The following is an 18,334-nucleotide window of genomic DNA, read 5'->3' as shown; positions in this document are numbered from 1 at the left end:
GTCGAGCTGGCCGGTTCCGTCCTGCGGTGGCGGGGACGGACTCCCGCGGAGCCCGGATCGAACGCGGCCTACGGAACTGCGCGGATCGCGGCGGGCTGAGGCTGGGCGGGGGTACGCCGGAGAGGGGTGACGACCACACCGTCCGCCGGGTGACCGGACCGGGCCGGGTTCACAACTACAGCCACAGCAAAGGAAATTGACCCGAAGACATCGGGAACTCAAGCCCACCTTCGACCGACTACCAGTCCGACAGCTCAGCTCGACGCCCGGCAGACCGCCACGCGAGGCAGCCGGGGGTGAGCGCGGAACTTCGGGCGAAGGTGGTTCGGCACACGTGAAACGCAGACGTCTGTTGCAGTCCTCCGTGGCGATGGCCGCCGCCCTCTTCGCCGTCGACACGGAGAAGATCTGCCTCTCCTGGAATTCCATTTCTCCACCCTGTTGGCGGGCTCCGCCATTGTCCCCCACTGCGACCTGTGGAACTTCAGCATCAACCTGCATCTCGCCGTGGACATTTCCGACGGTGCGGCATCACGGTCGCCCGGGAGGCGTGCTCCTGGGAAGAGGGAAAGTGCCTGCTCTTCGACCACCCCTTCGAGCACGAGGCCCGCGACGAGGGCGCCCGGCCGCGAACCTGCCTGCTCATCGACCTCCGGCATCCCGAGACGACCGTTCCGGAGCGCCGGGCGCTGGTCGCCCTCATCACTGAGATCCGCGAGATCCGCCGGCTCATGGGGGAGGGATGACCGGAAGGAAATAGTCCAGGAAAGCAGCAGTCCCGGATAAAGCTCGGAAATCGATCCGGCTTTATCCGGCATCGCTGGTACTTCAATCCCGGCAGTCTCCGACTGTCGGGTGGAAGTGCTGCCCAGGCGTTCTGCCAACCCGTAATGCGGGGCGAGAAGTCGGGCATTCCCAAGCCGCAATCGGACTGCTACCGTGACGGAAAATAATCGGCCTTCCGGAATTCTCTTCCATGGAATTCCGGATACCTGTGACCCTGAGGGGGGTGATGGATGATGTCCCTGCTGGTTCTGGCGCTCGGGCAGCTCGTCATCTCGCTCGACTACAACATCGTGTACGTCGCGCTGCCCGACATAGGCGCCGGGCTGGGCTTCTCCGACCACGACCTGCAGTGGGTGGTCAGCGCGTACGTCGTGGCCACCGGAGGCTTCCTGCTGCTGGGCGGCCGGGCAGCGGATCTGCTGGGCCGGCGCCGGATGTTCGTCCTCGCGGCGCTGCTGTACGCGGGGTCGTCGATGGTGGGCGGCCTGTCGGAGAGTGCTGGTGTCCTGGTCGCCGTCAGGGCGGTGCAGGGCATCGGCGGGTCGCTGCTGTTCCCGGCGACGCTGTCCCTGATCAACACCCTGTACGAGGAAGGCCCCGCACGGAACCGCGCCCTGGCGGTGTGGGGCGCGGCGGGAGCGGGCGGCCTGTGCTTCGGGTCCCTGCTCGGCGGGGTTCTGGTGGAGGCGTTCGGCTGGTCGTCGGTGTTCTTCGTCAACGTGCCGATCGCGGGAGTCCTCGCGGTGGCCGGGTGGCTGCTCTTTCCGGCGGACGGGCCGTGGGACCGCTCACGGCGCTTCGACGTGACGGGCGCGCTGACCGCGACGGGCGGGATCACGCTGCTGGTGTTCCTGCTGGTGCAGGGCCCGGCGGAGGGCTGGGCCACCCCCGCGGCACTCTCGAGCGCGGCGCTGGCCGTCTGCCTGCTGGCGCTCTTCGCCGTCGTGGAGCGGCGATCCCGTGAACCGCTGGTACCGGCACGGCTGTTCGCCCACCGGGGACTGCTGGTGGCCATGGGAATGACCGCGCTGTTCAGCGCCACGTTCAGTTCGATGCCGTACTTCCTGACCCTGTACTTCCAGACCGTCCACGGATACAGCGCGGTCGCGACCGGTCTCGCGTTCCTGGTGCCCGCCGTAGTGGTCGCCGTCGGCACTCAGGCCGGTGAACGGGCCGTGGCCGCCTTCGGTGTGCGCCGCATGCTGGTGGGCGGAATGGCACTGGGCGCCGCCGGGGCGGCGGCGCTCGGCCTGGCGCTCACCTCGGACGGCTCGTACGCCTGGCTGCTGCCGGGGATCGTGTTGCTGAGTCTCGGTCAGGGCGCCGCGTGGACGGGGATGTGGATCGCCGCGTCGGCCGGGGTGGCCCCCGGTGACCAGGGCGTGGCCTCCGGCCTCGCGTCGACCACCCTGCAGGTGGGCGGCGCGGTCGGTCTCGCCGTCCTGGTCGCGCTCGCCGGTGGTGTCGGGCAGAGCGCCTCCGGCCCGGGGCTGCTCGACGGCATCCGTACGGCCGTCTTCGCGGCAGCGGCCGGTATCGGCTGCGGCGCGCTCGCGCTGCTGCTCCGCCGTGGCACCAGCGGCACCACAAGTCCGTAGGTGTCTCCCTCCCTTTGTGTCTTTCTCCCCCACGTCCGGTCCGTCCTCCGTCATGCCTGGAGTGCCCCCATGTCTCCTACTGCCGACGGTCCTTCCGCTCCTCCGGCCGCCGTTCTGTGCGGGCCGGCCGAACGGGTGCTGCTCATCGGCGCGGACGCCTACTCCACGATCGTGGACCCCTGGACCGGGCCAACGCGATCATCTTCGGCGACGGCGCCGGAGCCGTCGTCCTGCGCGCCGGGCACCCCGACGAGCCGGGCGCCGTCGACCACTTCGTACCCCACCAGGCCAACCTGCGGATGCTGCGCTCGGTGGCCGACGACCTCGGGTTGCCCCGGGAGCGGTGCGTGAGCCAGGTCGAGTCCGTCGGCGACGCGGGGCGCCGCGTCGATACCGCTCGCCCTCGCCGACGCGGCCGCCCGACAGGCCGTCCGGTCCGGCGACCGGCTGCTGCTCACCGCTTTCGGAGGCGGCCTCACCTGGGGCTCCTGCCTCCTCACCTGGCCCTCGCTCTCTCGACAAGAACGGACGACGTCATGAGCACCACCTACGAGCGACTCGTCGACATCCTCGCGAAGCTGCACGATGCCCCGGCCGACCGGATCCGCCCCGAGGCGACCCTCGGCGAACTGGACGTCGACTCGCTGACGACGGTCGAGATCAGCATCCGCATCGCGCGCGACCTCGGCGTGACGGTCGGCGACGACGAACTCCAGCCCGACCTCACCCTCGCCGACGTCGTCGGACTCATCGACGCCCGACCGGCGTCCGTCTGACCTCCTCGCCCCATCCGCACGTCACGAAAGGCAGTACGCCATGCAGATCAAGGAACGGTCCGGCGGCGAGATCGGCGAGATCGGCGAGATCGGCGCGACGGTCGAGGGCTTCGACCACGTCACCGCGTCCGACGCCGACATCGCGGCGCTCAAGCACACCGTCTACACGAAGAAGATCGCCGTCCTGAAGGGCCAGGACCTCGCCCCCCAGGAGTTCCTCGCCCTCGGCAGGCGCCTGGGCCGCCCGGAGACGTACTACGAACCGATGTACAAGCACCCGGAGGTCCCGGAGATATTCGTCTCCTCCAACGTGCCGAAGGACGGAAAGCAGATCGGCGTACCGAAGACGGGCAAGTTCTGGCACGCCGACTACCAGTTCATGCCTAACCCCTTCGGTCTCACCCTGATCTACCCTCAGGTCATCCCGGAGAAGAACCGCGGCACTTACTTCATCGACATGGGCAAGGCCTACGAGAAGCTGCCCGAGGACCTCAAGAGGGAAATCGCCGGGACGCACTGTAGGCATTCGGTGCGCAAGTACTTCAAAATACGGCCGAACGACGTCTACCGACCCCTCTCCGAGATCATCGACGAGGTCGAGCAGAAGGCGCCGGCCGTCGTCCAGCCGACCACCTTCACCCACCCCATGACCGGCGAGACGGTCCTCTACATCAGCGAGGGCTTCACCGTCGGCATCGAGGACCGGGACGGCAACCCGCTCGACGAGGAACTGCTCAAGCGGCTCTTCGACGCCACCGGCCAGCTCGACGAGACCTTCGAGCACGACGGCATCCACCTCCAGAGCTTCGAGCAGGGTGACCTGCTGGTCTGGGACAACCGCAGCCTCATCCACCGCGCCCGGCACACCACAACCCCCGAGCCGACGGTCTCCTTCCGCGTCACCGTGCACGACGAACGCAGGCTGCACGACGGGATCAAGGCGGCGTGACCGACGAGGATCTGCTCGACCGTGTACTGGAGCCCTACAAACGGCACTGCAAGTACCTGCTCTCGGCCGTCGTGACGGAGACCGAGGCCGGACACGCCTTCGCCCGCTGCGAGTTCGCGATCCCGGAGTCGTGCTACATCGACGACACCGGCCATCTGAATTCCGTCGAGGTGAACATCTGCTACAACCAGATGATGTATTACCTCGTCGCCAAGTCCGTGCAGGAAGGGCTGGGTACGGGGTTCGAGTCCTGGACGCTGGACGACTTCTTCAAGCACCAGCTCCCGGATATTCTCATCGCCCGTTTCGCATCGAATTTCCGACGTCCGGTCAATCCCCGTGCCTTCTCCGGGGAGATGGAGTTCCGGTCCGTCACGCGGCGCGCCCCGGCAGGCGGCGGCCCGTTCCTGCACGCCAAGACCGCATTCCGCTACTGGGACGCCGAGTCGGGCCGCTGCGACGGCGAGGCGACTCTGGCGTTCGTCAACGTCCCCTGACACGAGGCGAGAGACCCATGACCATGGACAGGCTCCACCACCCGGAACTCCGGACACTCGTCCAGACCACCGGTTTCCACGCACGGCACCGGCCCGCCACTCCCGCGGTCCTGTGCGAGGGCCGCACCCTGACCTACGAGCAACTGCACCGCGAGAGCAACCGCATCGCCCACGCCCTCCGGGCCGCCGGACTCGCACCGGGCGACCGGGTCGCCTACCTCGGCAAGGAGTCCGAGCACTACTACGAGATCCTCTTCGCCTGCGCCAAGAGCGGCACCGTCCTGGTCCCCGTCAACTGGCGGCTCACCGCACCCGAGACCAGCCACATCCTCCAGGACTCCGGCACCCGACTCCTGTTCCTGGAGGAGGAGTTCGGGCCGATCGTGGAGAAGATGCCGACCGCGCCCCCGGAGACGGTCGTCGCACTCGGAGAGTCCCTCGCCACCTGGAAGGCACCCCACCCCGACACCGAACTGCCGGAAAGCGCCACCCCGGACACACCGGTCGCCCAGCTCTACACCAGCGGCACCACCGGACTGCCCAAGGGCGTCGTGCTCGCCCACCGCAGCTTCTTCGCGATCCGTGACGCCCTGGCGAGCGAGGGGCTGGACTGGATCGACTGGCGGGCCGGGGACATCGCGCTGGTCGGCATCCCCGGCTTCCACATCGGCGGACTGTGGTGGGCCACGCAGAACTTCAACGCCGGTACGACCGTCGTCGCGATGCGTGCCTTCGACGCCCGCCAGGCCGTCGGCCTCATCCGCGACCTCGGCATCACCACCGCCTGCGTCGTCCCGGCCATGCTCCGCATGATGCTCACCGAACCCGGCGTCGGCGCCAAGGACTTCACCACCCTGCGCAAGACCGTCTACGGCGGCTCCCCGATCTCCGAAGCTCTGCTGGAGGAGAGCCTGGCCGTCCTGGACTGCGAGTTCGCCCAGATCTACGGCCTCACGGAGACCGGCAACACGGCCGTATGCCTGCCCCCGGCCGCCCATGTCCCCGGCGGCTCCCTCATGCAGGCGGCGGGACGGCCGTATCCGGGCGTCCGGAGCAAGGTGATCGACGGCGACGGCCGCGAACTTCCGACGGGCGCGGTCGGGGAGGTGTGCCTGGCCACGCCCGCCCACATGGTCGAGTACTGGGGACTCCCCGACAAGACCGCCGAGACCCTCGTCGACGGCTGGATCCACACCGGGGACGCCGGATACGTCGACGAGGACGGCTACGTCTTCATCCGCGACCGCATCAAGGACGCCATCCTCGTCGCCGGCGAGAACGTCTACCCGGCCGAGATCGAGAACGTGCTGGAGGGCCACCCCGGCGTGAGCGAGGCCGTCGTCGTCGGGGCCCCCGACGAACGCTGGGGCGAGTACGTGCACGCCTTCATCGTCCCGAACCCCGAGCGGCGGCCCAGCCCCCGGGACCTGCACACCTTCCTCGTCCCGCAGTTGGCGGGCTTCAAGCTGCCCGCCCGCTACGAGTTCGTCGGCAGTGTCCCGCGCAACCCCAGCGGAAAGATCCTGCGCCGCGAACTGCGCGACCGCTTCTGGAACGACGCCACACGCAAAGTCAACTAGCCCTCCATCAGGCCGGATCGAGAGAGAACGACATGCCTGCTCCCCTCACGCTGGAGGGCTTCCGCGCGGACCTGGCGGAGTACCTGTACCAGCAGCCCGACGAGGTCGACCTCGACGACAACCCCCTCTACGCCGGACTGGACTCCCTGCGCATCACCACCCTCATGGAACGGTGGCGGGCCACCGGCGTGGACATCACCTTCGTCGAACTCGCCGAGTGCACCTCGTTCGCCCAGTGGTGGCGACTCCTCTCCGCGCGCCAGGAGGGAACCACGTGACGGCGGTGCGCCGTCCCCTGCTGGCTGCCCAGGAAGGCGTCCGGACCGGCCAGTTGCTCGATGCGGACAGCCCCGCGTACAACACGGCCGAGTACGTGCACATCCACGGACCGGTCGACGCGGACGTCTTCGACGCGGCCCTGCACCACGTCGTCGCGGAGACGGAGGCCCTGAACGTCGCCTACGTCGTCGACGACGAGGGCCGCCCTTGGGAAACGGACGCCCCGGCCCGCGACTGGCGCCTGCACACGGCGGACCACACCGCCGAACCCGACCCGCACGCGGCGGCCCTGGCCTGGATGGACGAGGACATGGCCCGCCCCGTCGACCTGTCCCGCCGCCCCCTCTTCGGCCACGCCCTGCTGCGGATCGCCCCGGAGGAACACCTCTGGTACCACCGCGTCCATCACATCGCCCTCGACGGCTTCGGCCTGTCCCTGGTCGCCCGTCGGGTCGCCGAGGTCTACACGGCCCTGGCGACGGGCGAGCCGGTGGCGGACAGCGGCTTCGGCACCCTGGCCTCGGTACGGGACGAGGAACGCGCCTACCGCGAGTCGCCCGGCTTCGCCAAGGACCGCGCCTACTGGACGGACCGGTACGCGGACCGCCCTCCCGCGGCGACCCCGGCGGGCCGCGCGGTCCTGCCCGCCCGCACCTTCCACCGCCGGGTCGTCGACCTCGACGCGGCACAGACACAGACCCTGCGCGCTCTCGCCCGCGACCTCAAGGTCACCTGGGCCGAGGTCCTGCTGGCGGTCACGGCGGCCCACCTGCACCACGCGACCGGCGCCCCGGAGATCGTCCTCAGCCTGCCCGCCATGGGCCGCCTCGGCTCCGTCTCGCTGCGCGTGCCCTGCACGGTCCGCAACATCCTGCCCCTGCGCGTCCCGGTCGCCGCGTCGGACACCCTGCGCGATCTCGCCGCCAGGGTCTCCCACGAACTCCGCGCCGGCCTGCCGCATCAGCGCTACCGCTACGAACAACTGCGCCGCGACCTGCGGCTCGTCGGCGGACAGCGCCGGCTGTCCGGGCCGGGCGTCAACATCATGCCGTTCGAGTACGACCTGCGTTTCGCCGGACACCGCAGCACGGTCCACAACGTCTCCGCGGGTCCTGTCGAAGATCTGTCCGTCAACGTCTACGACCGCTCCGAGGGCGCGGGCCTGCGCATCGCCGTGGACGCCAACCCCGATCTCTACGACGAGGCGGATGCCGCCGCGTTCCAGGAGGGACTGCTCGCTCTGCTGCGGGAGGCCGTCGCCGCCCCCGACCGCCCTCTCGACGAGCTGCGTGCGCGCGAGCCCGTCCCCGTCCTGGACGGCGGGCCGCTGCCGGGTCCCGCGCGCCCGGTCCTCGGCCTGATCGCCGACCACGTGGCCCGGCGCGGCGGATCCGTCGCCGTCGAGCACGACGGGCGGAGCGTCACGTACGCGGAGCTCTTCGGCGCGGCGCGGGACCTCGCCCGCCGACTGGCCGCCCGTGGTGTGGGCACCGGTGACCTGGTGGCCATGGCCCTGCCGCGCGGCATCGACGCGGTCACCGCCATCCTCGGCGTCCTGCTGTCCGGGGCGGCCTACTGCCCCCTCGACCCGTCGGCACCGGCGGCGCGCAGGGCGGAGCTGCTGGAGGACGTCCGGCCCGGACTCGTCCTGACGCCGCCCGCCTACGCCGACGTAATGACCCTGGACCGACCAGAGCCCGGCACAGCCCAACCGACCGTACCCACGCCGGACGACGTCGCCTACGTCCTGCACACCTCGGGCTCCACCGGCCGCCCCAAGGGCGTCGAGATCGGCCACCGAGCCCTCGCCCACTTCGTCGCTGGCGCCACCCACCGCTACGGCCTCCAACACGGCGACCGCGTCCTGCAGTTCGCCCCGCCGCACTTCGACACCAGCGTCGAGGAGATCTTCCTCGCCCTGTGCGCGGGCGCCACGCTCGTCGTCCGCAGCGACGACATGACCGACTCGGTCCCCGGTTTCCTGGACGCCTGCGCCCGGCTGCGCATCAGCGTCCTCGACCTGCCCACGGCCTACTGGCACGAAGTCGCCTACACCGTCTCGACCGGCACGGCCTCGTTGCCCGCCGATGTGCGGACCGTAGTCATCGGCGGCGAGGCCGCCCTCCCCGAGCGGGTCGACCGCTGGCGCGAGGCCGTCGGCCCGTCCGTGCGGCTGCTGAACACCTACGGCCCGACCGAGGCCACCGTGGTCGCCACGGTCGCCGATCTCCACGACCCCGCTCTCGCCCCGGGAGACGTACCGATCGGGTTGCCGCTGCCCGGCACCCGCGCGGCGGTCGTCGACGGCGAACTCCACCTCCTGGGCGGCAACCTGGCCCTCGGCTACCGAGGAGACCCGCCGGACGCCTCCCGTTTCGCGCCCCTCGACGCCCTGCCCGGCGCGCCCCGCGCCTACCGCACCGGCGACCTGGTCCGCATCGGCGATGACGGGCAACTGCGCTACCTGGGCCGCGCGGACGCCGAGTTCAAGGTCAGCGGACATCGTGTGCACCCCGCCGAGGTCGAGAGCGCCCTCCTCGCCTGCCCGGGAGTCCGTGACGCCGCCGTCGTAGGACAGGTGCTGGACGACGGGACGCGGCGGCCGGCCGCGTACGTCGTTCCGGACGGACCGGCTCCGTCCGTGGCCGGGATCAGGGAGCGCCTCCGGTCGACGCTGCCCGCGGCGATGATCCCGTCGGCGATCGAGTTCCTGGACCGCCTGCCCCGCACGAGCTCGGGGAAGACCGACCGGAACGCGCTCGCGACGAAGGCCCCCGGCCCTCGGACCGCGGTGTCCAGCACGCTGGAGCACAGCATCGCCGCCGCCTGGCAACGGGTGCTCGGGGTGGCCGTCGTCTCCGCGCGGGACGACGTGTTCGACCTGGGAGCCCAGTCCCTCCAGGTCATCCAGGTGGCCAACCGCCTCGGCGTCGAACTGGGCCGGGACGTGAAGGTCGCCTGGCTCTTCCAGCACCCCACCCCCGCCGAACTCGCGCGTTTCCTTCAGCAGCAGCAGCAGCAGCAGCAGGCACGGCCGGCACCGCCCGGCCTCCCCGAGAACCTGCTCGCCGACTCCGTCCTCGACGCGGACATCCGCCCCGGTGACGGGCCCCGGCCGAGCGGCACACCGGCCCGGATCCTGCTCACCGGCGCGACCGGATTCGTCGGCGTCCACCTGCTGGCCCGGCTCCTGACGAGCACGGACGCGGAGGTCGTCTGCACCGTCCGGGCCCCGAACTCCGACGAGGCCACAGCCCGCGTCCACCAGGCCCTGGAAGCTCATCTGCTCCACCTCCCGGATGCGGCGAAGAAGCGCATCACGGCCCTTCCCGCAGACCTCGCCCGCCCCCGCCTCGGCCTGGACGGGGCGCTCTTCGCCGAACTGGCCCGCACCTGCGGCGCGATCTTCCACAACGGGGCGACCGTCAGCATCCTGCGCGAGTACGCCACCCTCCGCGCCGCCAACACCGAGTCGACCAGAGAGCTGCTGCGCCTGGCGGCCCTGCGCTCGATCCCCCTGCACTTCGTCTCGACCCTCTCCGTCGCCCCGCCGCTCGCCCTCGCCTCCGAAGTACCGGAGGCGTTCCTCCCGCCCCATCCGGGACTGCGGTACGGCTACCAGCAGTCGAAGTGGGCGGCCGAGCGCCTGATGGAGCAGGCCGCCGAGCGGGGTCTGCCCGTCACCGTGCACCGGCTCGGCCGGATCGTCGGCCCGCGCACCACGGGTTATGTGAACGAGCGGGACTTCCTGTGGAGCGTGCTGCGTGCCGGGGTCCCCGCCGGCATCGTCCCGGAGCTGTTCGAGGAGGAGACCTGGACACCGGTCGACCACGTCGCCGAGGCCGTCGTACACCTCTCCCTCGGCTCACGCCGGCCGACCGCGCCGGTGTTCAACCACGCGGCCACGACACCGGTGCGGCTGGGTGACGTGTACGACTGGCTGGAGGAGTACGGCTATCCGCTGCGCCGCATGCCTCTGGCCCAGTGGCGTGCGGAGCTCCCGCGCTCGCGCGCTGACCCCGGCGTGGCGGCGACCACGCTCGCCTTCTTCGACTCCCGGGACGCGGACCCGGGCGATGCCGCCGCCCCCGACCTGCGCCTGGGACGCATCCGATCCGACAACGTCGTGACCGGCCTGCACGGCAGCGGCATCACCTGCCCGCCCGCCGACCGGGACCTCGTCCTCCGCTACCTCGACCACTGCGTCACCACGGGCGCGCTGCCCGCTCCAGCCGGGCGACAAGCCCATCTCGCAACTCCCACAAAGTAGTTGGGGATTTCCGGGAACTCACCGGCTCCGCCCCCCGACTACTGCGACAGAGCCCGTCGCGTCACGAACATTCCGCTGCAAGGAGCACGCATGTCGAAGAAACGGCCCGTCGCCATCGCCTTGGCCGGCGCTCTCTGTCTGGTCACGGCGGCCTGCGCCGACTCCTCGACCGACCAGGACGGAGCAAGCGGTGACAAGGCGTCGGCGGCTGCCGCGAAGTCCGGTTACCCGGTGACGCTCGAGAACTGCGGGGAGTCCGACAAGTTCACCAAGGAGCCCAGCAGGGTCGTCGTCATGAACGGCGCCTCGGTCGCCGAGGTCTCCACGCTGCTCGCCCTCGGTGTCCAGGACAAGATCGTCGCCAACCAGCAGAGCTACGGCATGTCGGAGGTCTCCGGCCGCGCCGCCGCCATCAAGGCACTGCCCACCGGTGACGTCAAGCTCAACGACGCCTACGACATCCCGCGCGAGGCGATGATCGGGCTGCGCCCGGACCTGGTGCTGTCCACGACGGCGTACGGCTTCGACGAGAAGAACGGCTTCGCCACCCGCGAGCAGCTGAAGCAGGTCGGCGCGCACACCTACGTGTCCCCGCAGGGCTGCGACCAGGACACGACGAAGATGACCATCGCCGACAGCTACACGCTGCTGCGCGACATGGGCAAGATCTTCGACAAGAGCGCCCAGGCCGAGAAGCTGATCGCTGCCTCGGAGAAGCACATCGCCGACGTCTCCGCCAAGGTGAACGGCGAGAAGCAGCCCAAGGTCATGGTCCTGTTCTCCAACATGGTCATGGGCGGCAACGACTTCAGCTCGGTCGTCGCCAAGGGCATCTACAACGACATCCTCGCCAAGGCCGGCGGCAGCAACGCCTTCGAGAACGCCTCGAAGACCTCCTTCGCCGACCTGAGCAAGGAGAAGGTGGCCGCCACCGACGTCGACGCCCTCGTCGTCATCGGCTACAACGACCCGAACCCGGCGGCCTACGCCAAGAAACTGCTGAAGGAGTTCCCCCAGTGGCCGGCCGCGAAGAACAACACGTACGTGGCGCTGTCGGACTCGATGTACCTCGGCCCGAGCAACGACCTGGCCGTGGCGAAGGTCGCCGAGATGCTGCACCCCGACAAGTTCTGAGCGGCCTGCCACTCCCGCTCTCCGTCGCCGCCCTGCTGATCGTGCTCGTCGCGGTCATGGTGGTGGCGGTGAGCATCGGCGCGGTCAACATCCCGGTCGGCGACGTGTGGGGAATCCTCTGGCACCACGTCACGGGCCGTGGAGCCACCGACGACCTGGCCCTGGACCAGATCGTGTGGACCTTCCGGGCCCCTCGTGTCGCGCTCGCCGCGCTGGTCGGCGCGGGCCTGGCCGTCGCCGGGGCGGTGCTCCAGACCCTGGTCTCCAACCCGCTCGCCGACCCCGTCGTCCTCGGCTTCTCCTACGGCGCCTCGCTCGGAGCCGTGCTGGTCATCACCCTCGGCGGGGCGGCGCTCGGCGGCCTCGCCGGTCTCGGGGTGTCCGGCGCGGCGTTCGTCGGGGCGCTCGCGGCCGGGGCGCTGGTCTTCGCCCTCGGGCAGAGACAAGGCCGGCTGGCCCCGACCCGGCTGGTGCTGGCGGGGGTCGCGGTCGGCTACGTCCTGCTGTCGGTGACCAGCTTCGTCCAACTGCTGGCGACGCCCACCGAGCTGCGGACGGTCATGTTCTGGATGCTGGGCAGCGTGGCCGGCGCCCAGTGGAGCCAACTGCCCACGGTCACGGTGGTGGTCCTGACGAGCACGGTCCTGCTGACCCTGTTCGGACGGCGGCTCAACGCCCTGCTCGCCGGCGACGAGTCCGCCACCGCCCTCGGCGTGGACGTCAACCGCCTGCGCGCCGTCCTGCTGGTGATCAGCGCACTGCTCACCGGCACGGTCATCGCCGTCGCGGGCGGGGTGGGCTTCGTCGGCCTGATGATCCCCCACCTGGTCCGCCTCACGACCGGCGCCGACCACCGCCGCCTGCTGCCCCTGACCGCACTCCTGGGCGGGATCTACCTGGTCCTCGTGGACCTGCTCTCCCGCACCCTCACCCGCCCCAACGAACTCCCGCTGGGCATCCTCACCGCCCTGCTCGGCGCCCCCTTCTTCCTGTGGCTGCTGCGCCGCAACAAGGGCCTGGACTCCGTATGAAAAAGACGGCCGTATGAAACTGACCGTGGACCAGCTCCACATCACCCTGGACCGCAGGCCGATCCTCCGTGAGGTGACCCTGGAGGCCGCCAAGGGAGACATCGTCGGGCTGGTGGGCCCCAACGGCAGCGGCAAGTCCACCCTGCTCCGCACCGTCTACCGCTCGCTGCGCCCCGTCGACGGAGTGGTCCGGGTCGGCGGCGACGACGTCTGGGAGCTGTCGGCGCGCACCGCCGCCCGCCGCACGGCGGCCGTCCTCCAGGACGCCGGCACCACCACCGGCCTGACGGTGACCGAGATCGTCGCCCTCGGCCGCACCCCCCACCACGGGCTGATGGGCCGCGACGGCGCCGAGGACCGCGACGTCGTCGCCGAGGCGGTCGCCCGCTGCGGAGTCACCCCCTTCGCCCACCGCGACTACGCCACCCTCTCCGGCGGCGAACGCCAACGCGTCCTGCTCGCCCGCGCCCTCGCCCAGCGCCCCGAGCTCCTGGTCCTGGACGAACTCACCAACCACCTCGACATCCGCGCCCGCTTCGAGCTCCTGGACCTGATCCGCAGCACCGGGATCACGACCCTGGCCGTCCTGCACGACCTGGACCTCGCCGCCCGCCTCTGTGACCACCTGGTCGTCCTCCACGAGGGTGCGGTGGTGGCGGCGGGCCCCGTCCTGGAGGTCCTGACCCCGGACATCCTCCACGACGTCTTCGGCGTACGCGGCACCACGGAACGCCACCCCGACGGCGTCGTCCGCATCACCTACGCGGCCCAGCCACTCGCTCGCGACCGGCAACCCGAGCCCGAACCCGAACCCGCCGAGCGGTGACGTGCCGTCACCCGCTGAACGGCTCGTACTGAAGGCCGCTCCGGGCCGGCTCGCGCGCCCCGTTCCCCTCGAAGCGCTGGACCAGATGCAGCGTCATGTCGACGCCGGCCGACACCCCGGCGGAGGTGACCACGTCTGGGGCCGGGCGGTCCAGATGCCGCGCGGCCCCGTCCTGCCGGGTCAGCCGCCGCTGCAGGTGCTGGTGGAGCCCCCCAGTGGTTCTGGAGGTATGTCGTAGTGGATGCGGTAGGCGACGGCGCGGTTGGCTTCCACCCGGTCCCCACCCGGAGAGCAGCACTGAGCCCCTGGCCACGACCGTCAGCACTCACCCATCCACGCCGGAACACACTCGTACGCAGTCAAACCCCAGCAGTTCCCAACCCCCACGTGCCACCGTGCCGCCGCTCGAGGAACAGGCCCTTACGCGTGCCCACGGCGAGCAGTACCTCACTCATGCCGATCACCTCCGCTGTGTCCTCGACCTCTTTGTCCCAGACACCGGCCAGTCTGCACCCCGCCACTGACAGTCACCTCCGGACAGTCCGTCGCCGCAGGTCACAGCGGGACGGCGGGCCGGGACCGCATGACATCGGCCACTTTCGCCGGGACGCCTGCGCGGGCGGCGAGGCCGTGGGAACGTCGGGACGAGGGAGTCGTCCTGAGCATCACGCCCGCCTGCCCCGTATGGGAGGGCGGCCGGGATGTTCATGTGCTCATGAGGAGGAAGCCTTCGATGGCGTTCCGTGGTCCGAAGGTGTGGCTGTGGCGCTGGCGGCGCAACCCGCTCAAGCGTCGCGCCGACGTGGTGGAGTCCTGGGTCGTGCTCGGCGTGTGGGCGCTGACCGTCCTCGCCGGGGTGCTGGCGGGGTTGGCGACCGCAGGGTCCGTCGAGCACGGTCTGGCGCGGGAACGCATCGAGTGGCGACCCCTCGTGGGGCGACTGTCCGAGCAGGCCCCGGGCAAGGTCGCCGCGAGCGGTTCCTCGAGCGGCGATCAGGTGTGGGCGAAGGTGGGATGGACGGGGCCGGACGGCTCCGCGCACACCGGCCAGGTCCGGGTCGGCCCCGGCAGCGCCGCAGGCACCCCCGTCACGGTCTGGACGGACCGAAGGGGCCGCCTGGTGACCGAACCGGCCACCGCAGCCCAGGCCAGACTCCGCGCCTCCCTGGTCGGCGGCCTGGCCGGAGTGGTCGCGGCAACCTTCCCCTTCACAGGCGGCCGCTTCGTACGAGGCCGCCTGGAACGCCGCCGAGTAGCCCAGTGGGACACCGACTGGGCCCGCTTCGACGCACTGTGGGGCCGCCCAACGGGCTGATCTGGCCTGCGGGTCGGGCTTGCAGGTCGGGCTTGCAGGTCGGGCCTGCGGGTCGGGCCGGGCGGGGCCGCCCTTGCCGCTGCCCCCACCCGTACCCCCAGCCGAGGGTGTCCGGTGCGCAAGGGCGGCCGTCCGGCTACGCGCCCCTCACCAGTTCCCGGCACAGCCTCAACAGCGCTTCGTCTCTTGGGATGTCGTGGCTGCGGTGGCCGCCGGGGCGGGTGGTGTGGGTGGTGTGGCGGCGGGGGACGGTGAGTTCCGTAGCCGCCAGGTCGTGCAGTGGTGCGGCTGCTGTAGGGCCGAGGGCTGTGAGGCAGGTGGCTATCGCCGTTCGCGTTCGGGGGTGTTGTGCCCAGGCGGACCGCAGTGCCCCGCCGACGGCCGGCTCCACCTCCCCGGTGATCCGGCAGACCGCGCATGCGGCAGCCGCCCGCTCCGGCCCGCTGCCCGTCTCGATCACCCGGCGCAGCGCGGGCAGCGCAGGGTGGGCCTCGGGGCCGAGCAGTTCGAGCGAGCGCGCGGCGAGCACCCGGTGAGAGGCATCCTCGTGCCCCAACTCCCGCAGCAGGACAGGGAGGACGGCGGAGACGTCGCCCTCGACGGCCCACAGGGCGGCCGCCGCCGCGAGGGCGTGTTCGCCGTCCAGCAGCCCACGCAGGACCGGCACGGCCTCGCGCGCACCCGCCCCGAAGGCGCCCAGCGCCTCGACGGCGGCCCGTATGTGCCGCTCCCCGAGGCCGGTTCGGGCGCCGGTCAGCCGACGCAGCACCTCGGGCACGGCCTCCGCGTCGCGCAGCGCCCGCAGCGCGGACAGCAGGGGCGTAGCCGTGTCGGGGGAGTCGAGCGGCACGGCGGCGAGCGCCCGCCGCAGGGCCGGCCCGAGCGGGGCCGCCGGGGCGCCGAGGTCCGCGACGGCGGTTCCCAGGTCCCGGGGGACGACCGGCCCGGCCAGCACCTGGGCCAGGACGGGCACCGCCCGTGGATCCCCGCTCCTGGCCAGCGCGTGCAGCGGCCCGGCGAGCAGGGGAGCCTCGGGCCGCCACCGCCGTATCCACTGGTCGGGGCGCGCGGCGACCAGCGCGTGGAGGCGGTCGGCGGCCGGGGCGGCCAGCGCGAACAGCTCGGCGAGGACGGACACGGCCGTGTCCCGCAACCGCCCCTCGTCCTCGCCCGCTTCCGGACGCAGTTGCTCCCCGATCAACGCCACCGTCGCGCTGTGGTCGCCCCGCCACTCCCGCAACAGCGCGGCGGCCAGCAGCACGGCGTTGCACCGGTCGGTCGGGCAGGGGCTCGTCAACTGCCCGTGCAGCAGGGCGATCCGGTCCGGCAGCCGGTCGTCGAGCGCCGTGTGCAGGGTGCGCAGCAGCCGGGTGCCCTCCTCGTCCGACGGCCGCAGGCGCCGTAACCGGTCGACGAGTGAGTGCACGGCGGACGCGCCCGCCGCGCCCGGGCGGCAGGGGTGGTGCGCGGAGCGCTCCCCGACCAGCCCGAGGACCGTCGGCACCAGATCGGCCGGAAGTCGCCCGGGAGCGCAGCCCGCGAGCTGGCCCAGTGCGGCCAGCCGCGGTCCCGGCCCGTACGGTGGACCGCTCCGCGCGGCGAGCAACTCCACCGCCTCGGCGGCCTGCCCGGGATGCCGTCGCGCGAAGTGGCCGAGGTTCTCGACGAGGACGATCACGAGCCGGTCGTCCCGCTCGACCGCGAGCCGCTCCCGTAACAGGGCCAGGACACGCGCCGGTTCGTCGAGGAACCGCACGACCGCCGCGGCCGCCGCCCGGCGCACTCCCGGGTCCGGATCCCCGGCCAGCCCGACGAAGACCTCGGCGCCCTCCCGGACGGCGGCGTCCGCGCACTCCCCGATGCTCACCAACAGCTCCACCAGCCCGCCCCGTTCCCGCACCCGCTCGTCGGCGGCGAGCGCGAGCAGAAACGGAACGCAGGCCAGCGTCGAGTCGTACACCTTCCCCTCGTGGTGCACCGCGTCGTACATACGGTCCAGCGCCGCCGCCCGCTCGCCGGGCTCGGCGGAGGCCAGCCCTCTGAGCAGTGCGGGCACGTCCCGTGCGCTGCCGTACGCGTGTCGCAGTGAGGCCCAGTCGACCTCGTCGATCCCCGTGAACACGTTGTCCTCCCCCGGACGAAGTGCGAGAAGTGCCAACTGATCACGAGTCTGCACCACGCCACTGACAACGAACCGGAATCGAGCGATGACTCACAGGTGAGAACGGTCAGTTCGGGACGGGAAGGCTCCGCTCCAGGATCCCGTCCGGATCGGCGACCGGGAGATGGCCGGTCTCACCGCGTACGACCACCACCGCCACCGACGCGAACTCACCGCAACGGTGTTCGGGGTCGGCTCCGGCGGACAAGCGTCGGCGGCCGTGCGAAGCGCCGTGCGGGGACGCTTCGTACGGCCGCCTTCTTACCGTGGGGGGTCGGTGTGCGGGACTACTTGTAGGTGATGTCGGACGAGGAGTACTTGCAGTAAGTCCCGTCCGCTCCGGTGCCGTTGGTGGTCGGCTCCTTGCCCGTGTTGTTGCCGATGTACTTCTGGCACGGGATGATCTTCTTGCTGCTGTCCCCGACGATCGTGATCTTCTTCAGGGTCACGCTGTCGCCGTAGTTGGTGTTGATGCCGACGAGCTTGTTGCCCTTGTACGTCGCCTCGATGGTGTTGAGGTTGATCGTGCGCTTGTACTGGCCGCTCTTGCAGTTGCCGCAACTGCGCACGAACGTACCGAAGTTCTGCACGGCGAAGTTCGAGACGTTCAGCGTCCCGGCGCCGTTGAACTGGAACACCTTGTCGCTGGCCTCCTTCGCCCCGCCGCCCGAGACGGTGTAGACGTTGGACGACGAGGAGCCGAGGAAGGTCGCCGCGTCCTCGCCGACGTCCTCCCACCAGACGTTCTGCAGCGTGCAACTGCCCTTGCAGTGAATGCCGTCGGCGGCGGGCGCGCCGATGATGACGTTCTTCAGGACCGCGCCGGCGGCGAGCTCCAGGATCGGGTCCTGGTCCTCGTTCTGGCCGCCGGAGCCGAGGTCGCCGCTGCCGTAGAGGCGCTTCATCCCGTAGTCCTTGGTGCCGGAGACGGAGATGGTGGCGGTGACCGCCTGGCTGCCGTTCGCGCTGGGCCAGGTGGCGGCGCTCGCGGGGGTGAGCGCCCCACTAGTCATGATCATGCCAACCGTGAGGCCGACGGCGGCCAGCCCGCCGGTGAGAGCGCGCCCGCGGGTGCGCCGAGGTGCTGGTGAAAGTGCTGGTGAAGTCATGTCCCGATGCCTTCTTCCAGAGT

Annotated in this window: 14 protein-coding genes and 3 pseudogenes; 13 read left to right on the top strand and 4 right to left on the bottom strand. The window is 71.0% G+C overall.

The features are described 5' to 3' along the window. Positions 1-441 precede the first annotated feature (441 nt). The 12 genes and pseudogenes from OG352_RS03330 to OG352_RS03275 all read left to right on the top strand — a co-directional run bounded on the left by OG352_RS03330 (position 442) and on the right by OG352_RS03275 (position 13,726). Positions 442-746, top strand: a pseudogene (locus OG352_RS03330) (aspartyl/asparaginyl beta-hydroxylase domain-containing protein). 273 nt (positions 747-1,019) lie between these two features. Beyond that, positions 1,020-2,384, top strand: a complete 1,365-nt coding sequence (locus tag OG352_RS03325) for an MFS transporter (RefSeq protein WP_329223689.1) — start codon at positions 1,020-1,022, stop codon at positions 2,382-2,384. Positions 2,385-2,471: 87 nt separating this feature from the next. Further along, positions 2,472-2,924, top strand: a pseudogene (locus OG352_RS03320) (3-oxoacyl-[acyl-carrier-protein] synthase III C-terminal domain-containing protein); the annotation flags it as partial. Next, entirely contained in the window at positions 2,921-3,160 is a 240-nt protein-coding gene (locus OG352_RS03315) for an acyl carrier protein (protein ID WP_329214133.1), read from the top strand. The pseudogene OG352_RS03320 and the gene OG352_RS03315, both read left to right, overlap by 4 nt. A gap of 40 nt (positions 3,161-3,200) precedes the next feature. Beyond that, the gene (gene scoE / locus OG352_RS03310) at positions 3,201-4,109 is read left to right on the top strand and encodes a (3R)-3-[(carboxymethyl)amino]fatty acid oxygenase/decarboxylase (protein ID WP_329214131.1); all 909 of its coding nucleotides are present in this window, start codon (positions 3,201-3,203) and stop codon (positions 4,107-4,109) included. Further along, positions 4,106-4,606, top strand: coding sequence for a (2E)-enoyl-ACP glycyltransferase (gene scoD / locus OG352_RS03305; RefSeq protein WP_329214130.1), 501 nt, complete (start codon positions 4,106-4,108; stop codon positions 4,604-4,606). The genes scoE and scoD overlap by 4 nt, the downstream gene beginning before the upstream one ends. Positions 4,607-4,623: 17 nt before the next feature. Next, the gene (locus OG352_RS03300) at positions 4,624-6,186 is read left to right on the top strand and encodes a long-chain-fatty-acid--CoA ligase (protein WP_329214128.1); all 1,563 of its coding nucleotides are present in this window, start codon (positions 4,624-4,626) and stop codon (positions 6,184-6,186) included. Between the two features lie 32 nt (positions 6,187-6,218). Next, complete coding sequence (locus OG352_RS03295; RefSeq protein WP_329214126.1) at positions 6,219-6,464, top strand: phosphopantetheine-binding protein; 246 nt, start codon at positions 6,219-6,221, stop codon at positions 6,462-6,464. Then, positions 6,461-10,735: an amino acid adenylation domain-containing protein gene (locus OG352_RS03290; protein WP_329214124.1), complete on the top strand. Its 4,275-nt coding sequence runs from the start codon at positions 6,461-6,463 to the stop codon at positions 10,733-10,735. The genes OG352_RS03295 and OG352_RS03290 overlap by 4 nt, the downstream gene beginning before the upstream one ends. A gap of 90 nt (positions 10,736-10,825) precedes the next feature. Next, positions 10,826-11,869 (top strand): ABC transporter substrate-binding protein, encoded by a 1,044-nt coding sequence (locus OG352_RS03285; protein WP_329214122.1) that lies wholly within the window; start codon positions 10,826-10,828, stop codon positions 11,867-11,869. Between the two features lie 56 nt (positions 11,870-11,925). Beyond that, entirely contained in the window at positions 11,926-12,900 is a 975-nt protein-coding gene (locus OG352_RS03280) for a FecCD family ABC transporter permease (RefSeq protein WP_329223687.1), read from the top strand. Positions 12,901-12,913: 13 nt separating this feature from the next. Beyond that, complete coding sequence (locus OG352_RS03275; protein WP_329214120.1) at positions 12,914-13,726, top strand: ABC transporter ATP-binding protein; 813 nt, start codon at positions 12,914-12,916, stop codon at positions 13,724-13,726. A 383-nt stretch (positions 13,727-14,109) separates the two neighbouring features. On the opposite strand, the pseudogene OG352_RS03270 reads toward OG352_RS03275, so the two are convergent. After that, positions 14,110-14,247, bottom strand: a pseudogene (locus tag OG352_RS03270) (exo-alpha-sialidase); the annotation flags it as partial. Between the two features lie 212 nt (positions 14,248-14,459). Between OG352_RS03270 and OG352_RS03265 the strand changes: the two are divergent. Further along, complete coding sequence (locus OG352_RS03265; RefSeq protein ID WP_329214118.1) at positions 14,460-15,041, top strand: Rv1733c family protein; 582 nt, start codon at positions 14,460-14,462, stop codon at positions 15,039-15,041. A 136-nt stretch (positions 15,042-15,177) separates the two neighbouring features. Here OG352_RS03265 and OG352_RS03260 read toward each other — a convergent pair whose 3' ends face one another. From OG352_RS03260 to OG352_RS03250, 3 genes are all read right to left on the bottom strand, one after another. Next, a complete protein-coding gene (locus OG352_RS03260) occupies positions 15,178-17,163 on the bottom strand; it encodes a HEAT repeat domain-containing protein (protein WP_329214116.1) in 1,986 nt (661 codons plus the stop codon). A gap of 106 nt (positions 17,164-17,269) precedes the next feature. Then, positions 17,270-17,410, bottom strand: coding sequence for a hypothetical protein (locus OG352_RS03255; RefSeq protein WP_329214115.1), 141 nt, complete (start codon positions 17,408-17,410; stop codon positions 17,270-17,272). 79 nt (positions 17,411-17,489) lie between these two features. Further along, the gene (locus tag OG352_RS03250) at positions 17,490-18,311 is read right to left on the bottom strand and encodes a pectate lyase (protein WP_443072141.1); all 822 of its coding nucleotides are present in this window, start codon (positions 18,309-18,311) and stop codon (positions 17,490-17,492) included. Positions 18,312-18,334: the final 23 nt, after the last annotated feature.

Origin of the sequence: Streptomyces sp. NBC_01485, from assembly GCF_036227125.1 — a bacterium.
In the GTDB taxonomy this organism is placed as follows: domain Bacteria; phylum Actinomycetota; class Actinomycetes; order Streptomycetales; family Streptomycetaceae; genus Streptomyces.
This window is presented reverse-complemented; position numbering and strand designations above follow the sequence as displayed.